The organism is Kineosporia sp. NBRC 101677 (assembly GCF_030269265.1).
Classification (GTDB): Bacteria; Actinomycetota; Actinomycetes; order Actinomycetales; family Kineosporiaceae; genus Kineosporia; species Kineosporia rhizophila.
In genome coordinates, this window is sequence record NZ_BSTA01000004.1 from 44,839 (window position 1) to 60,372 (window position 15,534).

The window sequence follows — 15,534 nt, forward strand, 5'->3', positions numbered from 1 at the left end:
AGCGCGATGAGTACCGTCGAGCAGTTCGCGGTGGGTCCGGCCGTCACGGCCGGCCGGACCCCGCTGACCCGGATCACCGACGCGGCCCGGCTGCACCTGATCGGCTGGCAGAGCATCCTCATCCCGTACTCGGTGATGTTCAGTGCCCTGGCGGTCAACCTGCTGATCTTCGGTCTGCTGCGGGCCCGGGGGATCGGCTCGGACGAGGCCGCCTTCACCGGCGGTCTGCTCTCCCTCTACATCACCGTGGGCCTGGTGTTCGTCTCGGCGATGAACCGCCAGCTCGCCTTCGCCCTCGACTTCAGCCTCACCCGCTGGGCGTACCTGCTCGGCACTGCCCTGTTCGCCGTCGGCCTGAGCCTGGCCTCGGCGCTGGCGCTCTACCTGATGCGGCTCGTCGAGAACGCCACCGGCGGGTTCTGGATGGATCTGCAGTTCTTCGCGATCGGCGGCTGGGACACCGGCGACCCGGTCACCCAGATCCTCGGCTACGCCGCCCCGATGCTCGCGGTGAGCGGGATCGGGGCGCTCTTCGGGGCCGTGTACGCCCGCTGGGGCACGATCGGCTCCTACGCGGCCCTGATCCTGCTGGCCCTGGGGATCGGCCTGTTCGTGGTCGGGGCGACCTACGCCGAGGCCTGGACCTCGATCGGCGACTGGTTCACCGGCCAGCCGATGGCCGCGCTGCTGGCCGGCTACCCACTCGTCATCGCCCTGGTGTGCGGGGCCGGGGCCTACGCGGTGTGCCGCCGGGTCAAGGCCTAAGACATCAGCTCGTCCTGGCACCACTGCCGGAAGGTCGTGGGAGAGCTGGTCTCCCGGATCCGCTGCAGGTGGTTGTCCAGCCCCTGGGCCTTGGCGGCCAGCATGTCGCACCGGGCCTGGGCCACGGCCTCGCTCACCCCGGCGGCCAGCTGCTGCCGCTTCAGGTCCGACAGCCCGATGCGCTCGTAGCGCACGGGCTGTCCCAGCACCTCGGACATGATCTCGGCGCAGCGGCGGCGCGACAGGTCTTCCGGGCCCAGCAACGGATGCTCGGCCACACCGCTCCAGGCGCCGTCCAGCAGCAGGTCGGCCGCGGTCGCCGCGATGTCCCGCACCGCGCACAGCGGCGCCTCGTGATCAGGGTCGAAAATGTCGGTGAAGAAACCCTGCTCGCGAATCTGGGCCACCTGACGCAGCCAGTTGTCCATGAACGAGGGCAGGGTCAGGGCCTGGTAGTCCACCCCCGAAGCCGCGATCAGGTCGTCCGTCGCCCAGGAGGCGGAGGCCAGACCGGCCGAGTCGGTCGTGCCCCGCCCCAGCGCGGAGATGCCGACCACGCGGCGAATTCCCTTGGTAGCGAAGAGAGCCGCGGCCGGACGGGTGAATCCGACGTAGTCGTCGAGATGGGCCAGCGAAGGGTCCGGCGGCCGGAGCCAGAACACGGTCTCGACCCCGGTGAGGGCCCGGTCGAGGACGTCGGGGTCGTCGTGGGCGCCCGGGACGACCTCCACCCGGGCGGCCACCTCGGGTGCCAATCGGTCTGGTCGCCGGGCGATCACGCGGACCGGAACCCCCGAACTGACAACGAGGGGGAGCACCTGTCGGCCGATCTGTCCGGTCGGGGTGGTGATGAGGATCAAGACGATCTCCTGGTGTCGGGGCGTTACGGCAACCATCGGCCCGGCCGGCGCGCAGCGTCCAATACCTGTTCTGCGCGATTGATACCCTCAGGGCATGGATCTGGATCTGCGCAAGCTGCGGTATTTCGCCGCGGTGGCCGAGCTCGAGCACTTCGGGCGGGCCGCCGAGCGGCTCTACATCGCGCAGCCCGTGCTGAGCCGGCAGATCCGGGCTCTGGAGGCCGAACTGGGCTGCGCCCTGCTCGAGCGCACCACCCGCAGCGTGCGTCTCACCGACGCGGGCCGGCAGCTCTACGCGGAAGTTCCGGCCGTGCTTCAGGCAGCCGAACAGCTCACCCGAAAGGTCCGTCGGGCCGCCCAGGGTCCGCAGCGGATGGTTCTGGGCTTCGCGCCCGGGCTTTCGGTGGCGCCACTGGTGCGGGAGTGGGCGGCGCTCCACCCGGAGGTGACGGTCGAGCTGCAGCAGGTGCAGTGGTACGAGCAGGGGGCGGCGGTGCGTGAGGGGCGGGTGCAGGTCGGCTGTCTGCGCACCGCCGAGAAGCTCGATGATCTGCGCACGGTCCCCGTCGGGATCGAGCAGAAGGTGCTGTGTCTGCCCTCCGGCCATCGGCTGGCCCGGCGCCGCAGATTGAGCATGGCGGATCTGGAGGGCGAGGTCATGCTCGACGTCCAGGCCCGCCGGGTGGGCACGCTGGAGGAGAAGTTGCAGCTGATCGCCGCGGGCGAAGGGCTGGCCCTGGTGCCGGTGAGCGTGGCCGAGACCTACCGGCGGCCGGGCCTGGTGCACCGCAAGGTGGTGGACGGCCCGCACGTGGGGCTCTGCATCGCCGTCCTGCCCGGCCGGCACCCGGCCCACGTCGAAGAGTTCGTCGAACTCGCGGCGCGCCTGGCCGACCTCGGCTGAACGGGTGAGAACGATTGTGCCCCGGCTGTTTCCTACCCGTGCGTTCGGCTGTTCCTACTACCGGGGATGCGCTAAACCAGGCATACCCCGTCAAGCCGATCTGGCCGCGACGCCGTCCCTCCTCATCGGGGCGGACGCCGCGGCCAGATCGGCGAGGGTGTGTCAGTCCAGCGCGCGGCCGGTCCGGGCCCGTAGCGAAGCGAAGGCCTCGCGCAGTTCCAGCGGCTCCAGGTCGCTCAGGTCGGCGTCGAAGGTGAGCATCAGTCCCGCGATCCCGGCCCACGACCAGGCGCCCAGCGTCAGCCGGCAACTGGCCTCGGTCAACTGCTCGACCGTGGAGCCGCCGGGAGCGTAACGGGCCACCACCGGGGCGGGCAGGGCCAGCACCGCCGATCCCCGGCACTGCCACCGGGCCGGGGTGTCGCCCCGGTCGGGCGTGGTCATGACGAAGGTGACGGCGTCGTTCAGGGGCACCGGGCGCCGCTCGAACGGGGTGTGCGTGGGTGGCCCCGGCACCAGGCCGTCCGCCCGCATCACCCGCCAGCGCTGCGCCTGCGGGTCGAACGCCACCAGGTACCAGCGGGCCGCCCAGACCACGAGTTCGTGCGGTTCCAGGGTGAGGTCGGTGCCCTCGTGCTCCACCCGCAGCCGGTGCCGCCGGCTGATCGCACTGCCGATCGATCGCACGATCCCGGCGTCGATCGGGGGCGCCGGGAACTCCCAGTAGTTCCGCGCGGCCGAGACGGTGAAGGCCTCGGCCTGCACGCGACTGCGGGCCGGCATGGCCTGGCGCAATGTGGCCAGGGCCCGGGCCGAGTTCTCCCGGATTCCGGACAGAATGGTGGGAACCGTCTGCAGGGCCACCGCAGCGGCCACCGCCTGGTCCTCGTCGAAGACCACCGGGGGCAGCCGGGTGGCCCGCCCGAGCCGGTAGCCGCCGCCCGCTCCGTGGATCGCCTCGATCTCGTACCCGAGTTCCCGCAGGGTCTCGATGTCGCGGCGCACCGTGCGCACCGAGGTGTCCAGACGCTCGGCGAGCGCTGCGGCGCCGAGCGTCGTGCCGAGCCCCAGCACCGACAACAGCCGGAGGGCGCGGGCGGAGGTGGTGGCCATGTCGGCGATGCTTCCACCTAGGACAGGACCTAGTGGCCATCCCGCGGCCACTACGGCTGCCAGGGTGCGTCGCATGACCGACTCACCAGGCACAGACATCATCGTCGTCGGGGGCGGGATCGGGGGTCTCGCGCTGGCCGCGGGCCTTCGCCGGCACGGGTTCGAGGTGACCGTGCTGGACCGGGACACCGACCTGCGCCGGACCGGCGGCTACCACATCACCCTCGATCCCCGAGCCCAGCAGGCCCTGGCCGGGCTGCTGCCGCCGGACGTCTTCGAACGCCTGCTGGCCTCCTCGGCCGACGGCAGACTGCGTGACCCGGACCCGTTCTGGGACCACAAGGGCCGGTTGATCGGCCAGGCCAGGACGGCGAGCGGGGTCCCCGGCATCGACATCGACCGGATCACCCTGCGGGTGCTGCTGGCCGAGGCCGCCGGTGACCGCCTGGTCCTCGGCCGTACCTTCGAGAACTTCCGGCACAGCGAGAACGGCACCGTGGTGGCGCGGTTCGACGACGGCAGCGAACGGGAGGCGGGCCTCCTGGTCGGGGCCGACGGAGTGCAGTCCCGGGTGGCCCGGCAACTGGCGGGCGGGCCCACCAGCAGGCCCACCGGCCTGGTCGGGGTCTGCGGCCGTACCCCGCGGGCCCGGCTGAGCCAGGACGAGCAGGATCGGCTCGGAACCCGTTCCAGCCTGGCGGTCGGAGCTCACGGCACCGCTCTGTACGTGGGCTACCTGGACCCGGGCGCCCAGGCCGTGCTCGACGCCCCCGAGCTGAGCATGGCGGTGACCAAGGAGCCGATCTACATCTGGGGAGCCATGTTTCCCGAGAGCGAGCACACCGGACAGATGCGTGCGCTGAGCGAGAGCGGTCTCCGTGACGCCACCCGTGACCTGTTGCGCTCGCGGGGCTGGGGAGAGCGCCCGCTGGCCGTGCTCGAGCACACCGACACCCAGGGCATCGCCGTCTTCCGGTTCAACGCGGCCTCTTCCGACCCGCAGGAGCAGGCGCCCTGGCCGGCCGGCAACGTCACTGCATTGGGGGACGCCGTCCACGCCACTCCGCCGACCGCCGGGATGGGTGCGGGGGTGGCCATCCGGGACGCGGCCGCGCTGGTCGAGGAGCTGCAGGCGGCCCGGGCCGGGCAGAAGGCGCTGCGGGTGGCCGTGCACGACTTCGAGGGCGGGATGCGCGAACGCGGCGCCGAGGCGATCCGGGCCGCGATGAAGACCGTGAACTGGGTGCTGGCCACCAACACCCCGGCGGGGGCGGCCCTCACCCGTGCGGCCCTGCCGGTCCTGGCCGGGCTGCACGGGCTCAAGCGGTCGAGCTGGTCGAGCTGGTCGGGCTAGTCGAGCAGGGCCTGGTACTCCTCGGAGGTCAGCAGCTTGGCCGTGGTCTCCGGGGTGACGGTGAACAGCCAGCCGTTCCCGTAGGGGTCGGCGGCGATCAGCGCCGGGTCGTCCACGATCGCCTGGTTGACCTCGGCCACCACTCCGGTGGCCGGGGAGTACAGGTCGGACACGGACTTGGTGGACTCCACCTCGCCGCAGGCGTCGCCCGCGGTGACGGTGGTGCCCACCTCGGGCAGGTCCACGAACACCACGTCGCCCAGGGCGTCCAGGGCAAAGGTGGTCAGGCCCACCTGCACCGGCCCGGTGGGCAGGCTGTCGTCCGTGGTGCCGGGCGCCAGCAGGATCCACTCGTGCTCGGCGGTGTAGAGACGGTCGGCGGGGTTGCTCATCGTGGGACTCCTCAGGAGCGCTTGTAGAACGGGTACGGGACGACCTCGAAGGCCAGGTGCGTGCCGCGCACGTCGACCTGCAGCCCCCGGCCCGCCAGGGCCTCCTCGCGGTCCACGTAGGCCAGCGCGATCGGGCGGCCCAGGGTGGGGGAGAGGGCGCCGGAGGTGATCACACCCACCGGCCGGCCCTCGGCGTCGAGCACGGTGTTGCCGGCGCGGGCGGCGCGGCGGCCGCTGCCGGCCAGGCCGGTCAGGACCCGGGCGGGCGGTTCCTCGGCGAGCCGGGCCAGGGCCTCCTGGCCCACGAACGGCTTGCCCAGCTGGGCCACCCGGCCCAGGCCGGCCGCGTACGGGGTGGTCTGCAGGCTCAGCTCGTTGCCGTACAGCGGCATCCCGGCCTCCAGCCGCAGGGTGTCGCGGCAGGCCAGGCCGGCCAGGCGCCCACCGGCCGCCTCCAGGCCCGGCTGCAGCGCCTGCCACAGCGTCACGGCCTGGTCGGCGGCGACGTAGACCTCGAACCCGTCCTCGCCGGTGTAGCCGGTGCGGGCCAGCAGCACCGAGAGACCGGCCAGCTGGGCGGGCATGCAGGCGTAGTAGCGCAGGGCGGCGACGGCCTCGCGCTCGGCGTCGGTCGCCACCAGCGCCTGGACGATCGCCTGCGAGGCCGGGCCCTGCACGGCGATCAGGGCGGTCTGCTCGGTCTCGTCGGTGATCCGGGTGTCGAAGCCACCGACGCGGGTGGTCAGGGCCTCGAGGACGGTGGCGGTGTTGGAGGCGTTGGCGATCACCAGGAACTCGTCGTCGGCGAGCCGGTAGGTGACCAGGTCGTCGAGGATGCCGCCGTTCTCGTCGCACAGCAGCGAGTACTTGGCCCGGCCGGGGGCGATCGCCGACAGCTTGCCCACCAGGGCGTGGTCCAGGGCCGCGCCGGCCTCCGGGCCCTGCAGCCGGATCTCGCCCATGTGGCTCAGGTCGAACAGGCCGGCGGTGGTCCGCACCGCCTCGTGCTCGGCCAGTTCGCTGCTGTACTTCAGCGGCATGAGCCAGCCCGCGAAGTCGGTCAGCCGGGCGCCGGCCGCGGCGTGCACCTCGTGCAGGGGCGTGGAACGGGGCACGGGCCTGTCGGACATGAGCTGCCTTCCGGAATCCTGCGACCGCGCGCACGGCGGCGCCGGTGGGCCGATTCCTCCCCGCTCTGTCCTGGGACCTGAGAGCTTGGCCGCCGCCCGCGGACGGGTGGGGCACTTCACCTTCGGTAAACCGGCATCCGGCCGGATTTCTCCAGAGTTGCCTCGTCGCGACGGTATCTGGGCCTGAGAGATTCCTGGGGAGGGATTGCTCCTACGGCGCTTCCGGTACGGAAGGCTCTCCCGTCGCGCGTCGACGGCGTATTCAGTTCTGCGTGCGGCAGGCAACCGTAGCCTGGCCCGCACACCCCCATCAACACGAAGCGGTGTGTCCACTCGGGTGGAATCGGCCCTTTGCCCCGGCTCGCCGGCCCAGCAGCATGCCGCTGAGGCACAACCGGAGGGGGAGAACATGATCACGTTCGCGCACGTCAGCGATCTGCACATCGATCTGGGGGAGCGGGCCACCGAGCGGGCCCGGCGCCTGATCGGCCGGCTGAAGGCGATGTCCGGGCTGGACGCCGTGCTGGTCACTGGTGACATCGCCGACCACGGCACTGCCGCCGAGTACCGCCTGGTGCGGGAGCTGCTCGCCGAACTCCAGGGGCCGGTGCTCGTGCTGCCCGGCAATCACGACGTGCGCGAGCAGTTCGGGCCGGCCCTGCTCGACCGCGACGCCTCCGCCGATGAGATCAACCAGGTGGTGCCGGTCGGCGACTCCGACTTCCTGCTGTGCGACAGCACGATCCCCGGCGAGAGCGGGGGCCGGCTCAGCCCGGTCACCCTGACCTGGCTGAAAGAGGTTCTGGCGGAGCGGGATCCGGCCCGTCCGGCGGTGCTGGCCTTCCACCACCCGCCGGCCGTGCTGCACATCCCTTCCGTCGACGCGATCCGGCAGACCGGCGAGCAGGAACTGGCCGATCTGCTGGACGGGCGTCCGGACGTGGTCGCCCTGGTCTGCGGCCACGCCCACACCGCCGCGACCACCACGTTCGCGGGCCGGCCGCTGGTGGTCGGGCCGGGCTGCGTGTCGACCACCCAGCTGCCGGTGCTGGGCCCCGAAGTCCTGGAACCCCAGGCCCCGCCCGGTTACGCGATCCACCTGCTGGACCAGGACGGCCGGCTGGTCACTCACTTCCGCCCGGTCCAGGTCCGGTTGGGCCGAACGCCGTAACCACCCTTCACCACCCCCGTCCATCGTTCCGAAGAACTCCTGGTGAGCACGACCACGGACAAGGCGCCCCCGCAGACCCCGCCTGCCCCCGCCCAGGTCCTGCTGCACGACATCGCCGAGGAGGCGCCGCTGCGCGACCCGGTGCGCCGGCGCCGGTTGCTGCTCGGGATCGGCGTCGCCGTCGTCGCGCTGGCCCTGGTGCTGGCCACGCTGCGGCTGGTCGGCGTGGTCGGCGCCCCGAGCGAGGCCGACAAGGACGCCGAGGCCCTGGTCACGGTGCAGGAGCAGGTCCGGCCCGCGCTGGACGACCTGATGAGCTCACGGGCGGTGTTCTTCGACGCCGAACGCCGCTACCTGCCGGCGATGAAACAGGCCGAGACCAGGGCCCAGGCCTACAACCGGCGTTACCTGTCCGGTCAGCGCCGCACCGCGGTGCCCGACTTCAGCGGCCCGGCCGGTGAGCTGGACCAGGTGGCCGACGAGCTGACCGCGCTGGGGAAGCAACTGAGGGAGGTCCGGCCCGAGGCCGGGGTCACCTCCGACGCCCACGACTACCTGATCAACGCCGTGCGCACGCTGGCCCGCGACGCCCGGCGTAACGCCGCTGTGCTGCAACGTTCTCGCGGCCCGTTCGTCCTGGTCGCGGTCGACGACGACAACGCCCTCAACTCGATCCGGCGGATGAACAAGTCTCTGCTGTTCGTGCTCGACGCCACCCAGTTGCCGATCCGAGAGTTCGACCTGCCCGGGGGCACCGACCCGCACCGCGACGACCACAGCAACCTGATCTGAGGCGTACAGCGGCAGATAGCGGCGTATAGTTGCGTTCGTGACTCACTCGTGCCCTCCGCCCGCCGGGCGTCTGGAGGTCCTCGGCGCTCTCCGCGCCGGCACGAGGTAGCTCTGCCCTCATCCGGTGATCCGCGTGCGTCTTCCGCACGCCGTCCGTGGCCTCCTCGAGGTCATTTCCCACCACTGAGAATCGTCATTCCCTGCGGCCGGTCCGGCCGCGGGGCGATCAGACATGAGGCAGAACCTTGCGTCCCATCACCGAGAAGCAGATCCGCACGTCCTTCGTGAACTCCTCCCTGCGCGAGCGCAAGGAACTCGTGCTGCCGGAGAACCTCGGCGAGCTGGACTGGGAGAACCTGGACTACCTGGGCTGGCGCGACCGTAAGTACCTGAACCTGGGCTACGTCCTCGCCCAGATCGACGATCAGCTGGTCGGCGTGGTCATGCGCCAGGCCGACGCCCAGACCCGCAGCCGGCCGCTGTGCAACTGGTGCGAGAGCGTGCAGGACAACAACGACGTGGTGTTCTTCAGCGCCCGGCGGGCCGGTCCGGCCGGGCGCAACGGCAACACCCTGGGCACCCTGGTCTGCTCCGGGTTCGAGTGCTCGGCCAACGTCCGGATCCTGCCGCCCACGCCGTACGAGGGCTTCGACCATGCGGCCGCCCGACAGCGCCGTTCTGAGACCCTGCAGCTGAACGTGTACGCCTTCCTCAGTGCTGTGCTCAGGCAGGGCTGAGAGCGGGCACAACCTTTCTGTCGGGTCACGCGTCGTACCGGGGTGATGGTCATGTCCTCCTCTGCCGGCACCTCGCCCGGGTTCGGTGACGAGGTGCCGGCGGCGCCCACCCTGTCCGGTCTCGACGCCGAGGCGGCGGTCGAGATCCTGTTCGACCGCTACCAGCTACGCATGCTCCGGGTGGCGACCGTGCTGGTCGGTGATCCGGTGCTGGCCGAGGACGTGGTCCAGGACGCGTTCCTGGCCGTGCACGGCAGCTGGGAGCGGATCCGGAACAAGGACGAGGCGGTCGGCTACCTGCACCGCAGCGTGATCAACACAGCCCGGTCCCGGCTGCGCCGGCGCTCGGTGGTGCAGCGGCTGGCCGGGCTGCGCCAGCACGACCAGATGAGCGCGGAGGACGCGGCCCTGAAGGCGCAGTTGCCCGGGCCGCTCACCGCGGCCATCGCGGCGCTGCCTCGGCGGGAACGGGAGGTGGTGCTGTTGCGGCACTACCTGGATCTGTCCGAGAAGGAAACTGCGGACGCTCTCGGGCTGCGGTCCGGTTCGGTGAAGGGGTACGCCTCACGCGGGCTGGCGAAGCTGCGCAAGGTGCTCCAAGAGGAACAGCGACCAGAGCTGCTGCAACAGAAATCATCAGGGAAGGAGGAACCGCGATGACCGACGAAGAGCGTCTGCGCCAGCAGCTGGACGAGGAGCTCGGCGACATCCAGGTGCGGGCCGGCTCCCGGGAACGGCTGCGGCAAGGGATGCGCGGGCGGCGTAAGTCGCGGTGGTTCCGGGCCTCGGTGATGGTGCCGGTGGCCGCCGCCATGGCGATCGCGGCCCTGGTGCTGAGCATTCCGCTGCTGCTGGACCGGCCCGGGCAACGGGTCGAGGTGGTGCCGGCCGGTCCGCCGCCGGTCGTGGCGACCACCCCGGACCCCAGCCCCACGGCCAGCACCCGCCCGGTCGAGTCCGGCAAGATCGAGCCGAGGCCCTCCGCCGAACCCGAGCGCACGGCGGCCGTGCCGAGGTCCAGCCCGGCGAAGGTGCGCGAGACCACCACCCGGGCGCCGTCGCGCGAGTCCGTGCCGCGGGCCACCGAGGCCGAGCCGACCCGCCGCACCGACAGCCCCACCGACGACTCGGAGTGACCGGAAAACTACTTCCCCGAAAAAGCTTTCAGTCGCACAACCTTTGTCCCCACCGGTGAGTCGTTCGTTCAGTGAGACCGGCACCCCTGCCGGATCACCGGACGAGGAGGACGAAGATGCGCAAGACCAAGCTGGTGGCTGCGGTACTGGTTTCGGCGGGTTTGCTGTTCGGGGCGTCGGGCACGGCCCTGGCCGCCGGGAACGACCTCACGCCGGAACCCTCGCCCACGGCGGAGGAGAGGACGCGGCCCGCCCCGGTCGAGACCACGGCCCGGCCCAGCAAGCGGCCCTCGGAGGCGACTCCCACCGCGATGCCGCGGGACGAGGGCAAGGTTCCGGCGGCTCGCCCGGCCCGGCCGGTCCAGGGCGACCCGAGCTTCACCGGCTGAGCCTGGTGCGCCGTACTTCTGGTGGTCGTCCCGCCGGGCTCCGAGCCCGGCGGGGCACCCCGCAGATTCTGACCGCTGTCGCAATTGCCTGCGGCGTATTGCTTTCCGGGTGTTCCTCGACTGCCGAGGAACCCAAGGCGCCGGTCGCCGATCAGGCGGCACCGTCGTCCTCAATCGGAACTGACGAGCAGGCGCAGGTGGTCAGCCATCTCGAGAACCTGCAGCACGGAAGCAGTCTCGTGGCCACCGCGACCGGCAGTGGGGTGGAGGTGCTGAAGAAGCCGGGCGGGACCAAGGGCAAGAACCTGGCCAGCCCGATCGAGAGCGGGGGACCGCTGACCTTCCTGGTCACCGATGAGAAGGACGACTGGCTGAAGGTGCACCTGCCCACGCGGCCGAACGGCTCCACCGGCTGGGTCTCACGCTCGGAGGTCGAACTGTCGGTCACGCCCTACCGGCTGGTGGTCTCGATGAAGAAGCACAGCCTGGTGGTACTGAAGGACGGCAAGCTGGTGGCCGAGCACGAGGTGGGAGTGGGTAAGGCCGCCACCCCCACCCCGCCGGGCGAGTACTACCTGACCGAGCTGCTTCAGCCCAGTGACCCGGACGGCGCCTACGGTCCCTACGCCTTCGGCATCTCCGGGCACTCCGACACCCTGAAGAAGTTCGCCGGCGGTCCGGGGCAGCTCGGCCTGCACGGCACCGACCAGCCGGACAAGCTCGGCACCGACGTCAGCCACGGCTGTCTGCGCCTGTCCAACGAGGTGATCACCGAGCTGGCCGAGACCCTGCCCCTGGGCACCCCGATCGAGATCCAGGCCTGAGAGCCGGCCCGGTTCTGAGGAGTTCGCGGGGAACAGCACCCGATCGGCCCAGGTGCTGGTTCCCGCGTGCTACTCCTTCAGGGGCGGCACTGGGCCGGGCGGGTGGTCGGCGCCGTGGTGTCGTGACGCTCAAGTACCTCTCCGCACATGATTGAGCCATGGACGAACTCAGCCGCCTGGCCGGCATTCTGCAGGCCTGCTCGGACAAGCTCGAGGTGCTCTCCGGGCAGGTACGCGCCGACGCGCTCTTCTTCGACCTGACCAGCCACCCCGATCTGGCCTACCTCGACGCGCAGGTCGACGGGTACTACGGCCGCTGATCGCGGAAGAGACCGGCCAGCGTGTCCATGCCGTCGACCCAGAGCTGATCGGTCCCGGGCGGCGGCGGGGTGCTGAGCAGAGCCACCGCCGCCACACCCCCGGCCTGTGCGGCCAGGATGTCGCTGGAGGAGTCGCCGATCATCGTGGTCTCGGCCGCGGTGGCGTTCAGCGCCCGCATGGCCCGCAGCAGCGGGGTGGGGTCGGGCTTCATCAGGCGCGGATCGGGATCGCGGCCTTCGACGTGGCCGACGAGTTCGGACAGGCCGTAGAGGGCCAGGACCTTGTGCACCGCCTCGGCCCCGTTGTTGCTGACGACCGCCACCGGCCGGCCGCTCTCGGCGCAGGCCCGCAGGAAGTCCTCGGCCCCCACGGTCAACGGGGCCTCGGCGGCCGCGTCCACCTCCAGCGCCCGTACCGAGGCGTCCACGCGCGCGGTGAGTTCGGGGTAGATCTCCGAGACCCCGTCGAGCAGGTCGAGCGGGTCGTCGATGTCGGTCAGCTCCTCGTCCACCGGGCCGCCGACGAAGGCTTCCAGCTCGTTCAGCGCCGCGTCGGCGAGCACGTCGGCGGGCAGGCCGGCGAACAGGTCGCAGATCGGCCCGTCGAAGTCGAGCAGCACGTACTTGGTGGCCGCGACGAGTTCGGCCAGGCGCGGTTCGTCCTCCATGAGCAGCGACACTAGACCCGTTCCGCAGATCGGGCCTTCGATTCGGACCGGAAGTACCAGAGCGCCACCACTGCGCAGATCAGTGCCGTCAGGGCCAGCCCGGCCGTGCGCTGCACCAGCGTGGGAAGGTCGGCGTCGCGCAGCGGTTCGGTGGCGAACGCGTGGAAGAGGTACACCCACAGCGACTGCTGCCCCATGAACACCAGCCAACCCGCCCGCGGTTCGCGCAGTTCGTCGAGGGCTGCAGGGACAATCGTGACCAGGCACAGGTTGAGCACCAGGAAGCTGATCGCGGCCAGCCAATCGCTGCCCTGGTACGAGTACGAGTAGACCGCAGCGGCCAGGAGCCCGGGGATCAGCAGCGCGGGATGAGGCCGTAGGGCAGCGGTGTTGCGCGCGCTGAAGCCGGCCACGAACCAGACCAGGTAGCTGAAGTACCGATCGTCGACCAGATCCAGCTGCGGCGGGAGCTGCTCGGCCAGCGGCGTACCCCAGATCAGCCACCCGACGGCGGCGGTTCCGGCCAGGAGCAGGAACGGGTGGGGTAGGCGAACGGCGAGCCAGGTCAGGCTGATCATGGCGAACAGCACCGGCACGTACCAGAGGTGCCACTGCGGCGCGGTGAACAGTTCGGCCACTGCTCGCAGGTCGGTGGGGAACACCCCGAAAGTGCTGGCCCAGAGCAGGCTCACGGCCAGCCAGGGCAGCAGCATGCGGCGGCCGTAGTCGGTGAGCAGCTCGGGATAGCTTCTTTCCTGCAGTCGCTCGGCCCGCAGCAGATAGCCGGACAGGAACAGGAACGCCGGCATGTGGAAGCCGTAGATCAGCCACTTGGTGAAACTGTCGTCCAGGCGTTCGGCGAAGGTGTGCCCGAAGATCACCAGGACCAGCAGCAGGGCCTTGAGCTGGTCGGGGCCGGCCGAACGGGATCGGCGGGGCCGAACTGACACCTGACGCTCCCTCTGCGTGGACCGGCGGCACACGCTAGCCAGGTCTGTGACAGGAGTGCACATCGGGGAGCGTATCGGCTCTTCGGCCGAGACCCGCGAGTATCCGCCGGGTATCCGCTGATGGGCCGGTACCGGGCTCTACGGTGGTCGTCTTCCGCCCGGTGCCGCGGGCGCGGACGTAGGAGTGGGCAGCTGAAGAGGGTGCTGGTTCTGGTGTGCGCGGCCGTGCTGCTCGCCGGCTGCACCGAGCCCCATACCCCGCTGGCCGCAGCCTCACCGGTAGCTTCGCCCGGCGTCTCCGGAGTTGTCGGCCCGACGGGCGGGCGGGTGGCGGTGCCGGGCGGTCCGGTGGTGGACGTGCCGGCCGGTGCGGTGTCGGGTGCGGGCACGCTGGTGGTCAGGGAACCCAACAATGGACGACTGGCGCCGGTGTCCGGCTCACCTTTCCTTGGAGTCGGGGGCGCCTACGAGATTGCTCTGCAGGGAGCCCGGCTGACCGGGCCGGTCCGGCTGACCTTCCCGGTGCGGATGGAGCCGCTACCGGCGGCCGCGGACGCCGATGCCGCAGCCGTGCTCGGCCACTACGACACCGCCGAGCGCACCTGGAAAATCGTTCCGGCGCAGTACGATCCGGACAAGAAGACGATCACCGCCGAGGTGTACGAGCTGGCCTGGTGGAACGCCTTCGTCTGGGACTTCTCCCGGCTGCGCGACGCCGTCGCCACCACCTATGCCTCGGTGCTGGCCGAGCCCGGGGCCCAGCCGACCTGTGAGCACGAGTCCGCCGCCCGTCTGACCGGTGTGCGGGTCAGCGCCGGGCCGAGCGAGCGGATCCGCTGGTGCTACGGGCTGGCCGACGGGGCGCCGGTGCTGAAGGTGGTGAACGTCGGCGGCTATCCGATCAGCATCGAACATCCGCGTTCGTGGCCGGTGCGGCGGCACGAGGACAGCGTCCGGATGCCTCCCGAGCTCGACGCCCTGGTCAAGCGCCCCGGAAAGGTGCTGCTGGCCGGGGGCTCGACCCTTGAACTGCGTCCCGATGGGCTCACGCCCGGCGGCACGGTGACCGCGCGGACCAGTGGCGCCGGCTTCCTGGCGCTGGCGCTGGCGCTGGGGCAGGACTCGTTCGACCAGGTCTCGGCCGGAGTGCCGGGGGCCCGCCCGGCCGAGGCGGCCGATGTGCTGCGGAAGGTGCTCGAGGGCGACTGTCTGGAGCGGTACACCCGGCGCATGGACCGGCCGGTGCCCGACCTGGCCGATGCCGAGCAGCGCGCGCTGGAGGCGCACACCGTGGCCTTCGACTGCCTGCGCCGGGCCTGGCCCGGTTCGGAGGCGTTCACCGGGGTGGCGCTGGCCTGGCTGGCCTCGGGCATCGGGGTGCTGCTGGACGGGGTGACGGGGGTGGCCGACGCGGCGGTGTTCGCCGAGCCGGAGACGATCCAGGTACGCGTGGACCAGTAGCCCGGGATCACCGGAAGGCCGTGAACGGGCAAGTTGATCACGTCCTGCTACGGTTTTGGGGCTCACCGACCTGAGCGCGTTGACGTCCCCCCGGCCGACCGGAGCTCACGGTGATCGCTCTTCTTCTCGACCTGTCCAACATCGTCGGCGGGCTGTTGCTCGGCCTGCCTCTGCTGCGCCTGGCCCCCCGCGGGGGTGAGCAGAGCGCCCGCCTGATCTCCCGGATCGACCCCTGGGCCTGGATCGTCGGTGTGGTGGCCCTGGTCACCGGCGGCTACTACCTGATCGTGCACCTCGTCTCGGGTCCGCACCTGTTCCACTTCGAGGTGGTCGGCCTGGCGGTCGGCGTGATCCTGCTGTGGGACCGGCTGACCGGTCGCCCTCCGCTGCGGGGCCAGGCCGGCCCGCCCGAGGGTACGGCGCTGGTGCTGGCCATCTTCGGGCTGATCGCCGTGGTGGTCGGGCTGCAGGGGCTGTTCACCCCGAACTGAGAGGGGGCCGGTGGAGACGGGAATCCGGGGCATCGGCGCCCGCCTCCACCGGCGTTCGGGGGCCCGGCCGGCTGCTG

The 15,534-nt window shown here is 71.2% G+C and carries 19 protein-coding genes and 1 riboswitch; of the genes, 13 read left to right on the top strand and 6 right to left on the bottom strand.

Annotated elements, in window-relative coordinates; all coding sequences use genetic code 11:
* Positions 1-6: 6 nt before the first annotated feature.
* Positions 7-765, top strand: coding sequence for a hypothetical protein (locus QSK18_RS12790; protein ID WP_232808954.1), 759 nt, complete (start codon positions 7-9; stop codon positions 763-765).
* Here the strand turns inward: QSK18_RS12790 and QSK18_RS12795 are convergent.
* A complete protein-coding gene (locus tag QSK18_RS12795) occupies positions 762-1,625 on the bottom strand; it encodes an NAD(P)H-binding protein (RefSeq protein WP_285619081.1) in 864 nt (287 codons plus the stop codon). The genes QSK18_RS12790 and QSK18_RS12795 overlap by 4 nt on opposite strands.
* Before the next feature lie 94 nt (positions 1,626-1,719).
* On the opposite strand from QSK18_RS12795, the gene QSK18_RS12800 reads away from it, so the two are divergent.
* Positions 1,720-2,529, top strand: a complete 810-nt coding sequence (locus QSK18_RS12800) for a LysR family transcriptional regulator (protein WP_232808952.1) — start codon at positions 1,720-1,722, stop codon at positions 2,527-2,529.
* 162 nt (positions 2,530-2,691) lie between these two features.
* Here QSK18_RS12800 and QSK18_RS12805 read toward each other — a convergent pair whose 3' ends face one another.
* Positions 2,692-3,642, bottom strand: a complete 951-nt coding sequence (locus QSK18_RS12805; RefSeq protein WP_285619084.1) for a helix-turn-helix transcriptional regulator — start codon at positions 3,640-3,642, stop codon at positions 2,692-2,694.
* A gap of 73 nt (positions 3,643-3,715) precedes the next feature.
* On the opposite strand from QSK18_RS12805, the gene QSK18_RS12810 reads away from it, so the two are divergent.
* Entirely contained in the window at positions 3,716-4,996 is a 1,281-nt protein-coding gene (locus tag QSK18_RS12810; RefSeq protein WP_285619086.1) for an FAD-dependent oxidoreductase, read from the top strand.
* On the opposite strand, the gene gcvH is transcribed toward QSK18_RS12810, so the two are convergent.
* Positions 4,993-5,388, bottom strand: coding sequence for a glycine cleavage system protein GcvH (gene gcvH / locus QSK18_RS12815; RefSeq protein ID WP_232808949.1), 396 nt, complete (start codon positions 5,386-5,388; stop codon positions 4,993-4,995). The two genes, QSK18_RS12810 and gcvH, sit on opposite strands and share 4 nt — an antisense overlap.
* Positions 5,389-5,399: 11 nt before the next feature.
* Positions 5,400-6,518 carry a glycine cleavage system aminomethyltransferase GcvT gene (gcvT, locus tag QSK18_RS12820; protein WP_232808948.1) on the bottom strand — a complete coding sequence of 373 codons (1,119 nt, stop codon included), beginning with the start codon at positions 6,516-6,518 and terminating at the stop codon, positions 5,400-5,402.
* A gap of 161 nt (positions 6,519-6,679) precedes the next feature.
* Positions 6,680-6,771: riboswitch (glycine riboswitch) on the bottom strand.
* 156 nt (positions 6,772-6,927) lie between these two features.
* On the opposite strand from gcvT, the gene QSK18_RS12825 reads away from it, so the two are divergent.
* The 8 genes from QSK18_RS12825 to QSK18_RS12860 all read left to right on the top strand — a co-directional run bounded on the left by QSK18_RS12825 (position 6,928) and on the right by QSK18_RS12860 (position 11,887).
* Positions 6,928-7,689: a metallophosphoesterase gene (locus QSK18_RS12825; RefSeq protein ID WP_232808947.1), complete on the top strand. Its 762-nt coding sequence runs from the start codon at positions 6,928-6,930 to the stop codon at positions 7,687-7,689.
* A 42-nt stretch (positions 7,690-7,731) separates the two neighbouring features.
* A complete protein-coding gene (locus tag QSK18_RS12830; protein WP_285619090.1) occupies positions 7,732-8,481 on the top strand; it encodes a hypothetical protein in 750 nt (249 codons plus the stop codon).
* A gap of 245 nt (positions 8,482-8,726) precedes the next feature.
* Positions 8,727-9,218 carry an FBP domain-containing protein gene (locus QSK18_RS12835; RefSeq protein ID WP_232808945.1) on the top strand — a complete coding sequence of 164 codons (492 nt, stop codon included), beginning with the start codon at positions 8,727-8,729 and terminating at the stop codon, positions 9,216-9,218.
* Between the two features lie 51 nt (positions 9,219-9,269).
* Entirely contained in the window at positions 9,270-9,878 is a 609-nt protein-coding gene (locus QSK18_RS12840) for a SigE family RNA polymerase sigma factor (RefSeq protein WP_232808944.1), read from the top strand.
* Positions 9,875-10,354, top strand: a complete 480-nt coding sequence (locus QSK18_RS12845) for a hypothetical protein (protein WP_232808943.1) — start codon at positions 9,875-9,877, stop codon at positions 10,352-10,354. The genes QSK18_RS12840 and QSK18_RS12845 overlap by 4 nt, the downstream gene beginning before the upstream one ends.
* Before the next feature lie 116 nt (positions 10,355-10,470).
* A complete protein-coding gene (locus tag QSK18_RS12850) occupies positions 10,471-10,743 on the top strand; it encodes a hypothetical protein (RefSeq protein WP_232808942.1) in 273 nt (90 codons plus the stop codon).
* A 197-nt stretch (positions 10,744-10,940) separates the two neighbouring features.
* Positions 10,941-11,567: a L,D-transpeptidase family protein gene (locus QSK18_RS12855; RefSeq protein ID WP_232808941.1), complete on the top strand. Its 627-nt coding sequence runs from the start codon at positions 10,941-10,943 to the stop codon at positions 11,565-11,567.
* 158 nt (positions 11,568-11,725) lie between these two features.
* Complete coding sequence (locus tag QSK18_RS12860) at positions 11,726-11,887, top strand: hypothetical protein (RefSeq protein WP_232808940.1); 162 nt, start codon at positions 11,726-11,728, stop codon at positions 11,885-11,887.
* Here QSK18_RS12860 and QSK18_RS12865 read toward each other — a convergent pair.
* Both QSK18_RS12865 and QSK18_RS12870 read right to left on the bottom strand, forming a co-directional pair.
* On the bottom strand, positions 11,875-12,555 hold the full coding sequence (locus QSK18_RS12865; protein ID WP_232808939.1) for an HAD family hydrolase: 681 nt from the start codon (positions 12,553-12,555) through the stop codon (positions 11,875-11,877). The two genes, QSK18_RS12860 and QSK18_RS12865, sit on opposite strands and share 13 nt — an antisense overlap.
* Positions 12,556-12,566: 11 nt before the next feature.
* Positions 12,567-13,505: an acyltransferase family protein gene (locus QSK18_RS12870; protein ID WP_232808938.1), complete on the bottom strand. Its 939-nt coding sequence runs from the start codon at positions 13,503-13,505 to the stop codon at positions 12,567-12,569.
* 201 nt (positions 13,506-13,706) lie between these two features.
* Here QSK18_RS12870 and QSK18_RS12875 point away from each other — a divergent pair, with 201 nt between their 5' ends.
* Together QSK18_RS12875 and QSK18_RS12880 are read left to right on the top strand one after the other, a co-directional pair.
* Positions 13,707-14,966, top strand: a complete 1,260-nt coding sequence (locus QSK18_RS12875) for a hypothetical protein (RefSeq protein ID WP_285619101.1) — start codon at positions 13,707-13,709, stop codon at positions 14,964-14,966.
* Positions 14,967-15,076: 110 nt separating this feature from the next.
* Positions 15,077-15,457 carry a hypothetical protein gene (locus tag QSK18_RS12880; protein ID WP_232808936.1) on the top strand — a complete coding sequence of 127 codons (381 nt, stop codon included), beginning with the start codon at positions 15,077-15,079 and terminating at the stop codon, positions 15,455-15,457.
* Positions 15,458-15,534: the final 77 nt, after the last annotated feature.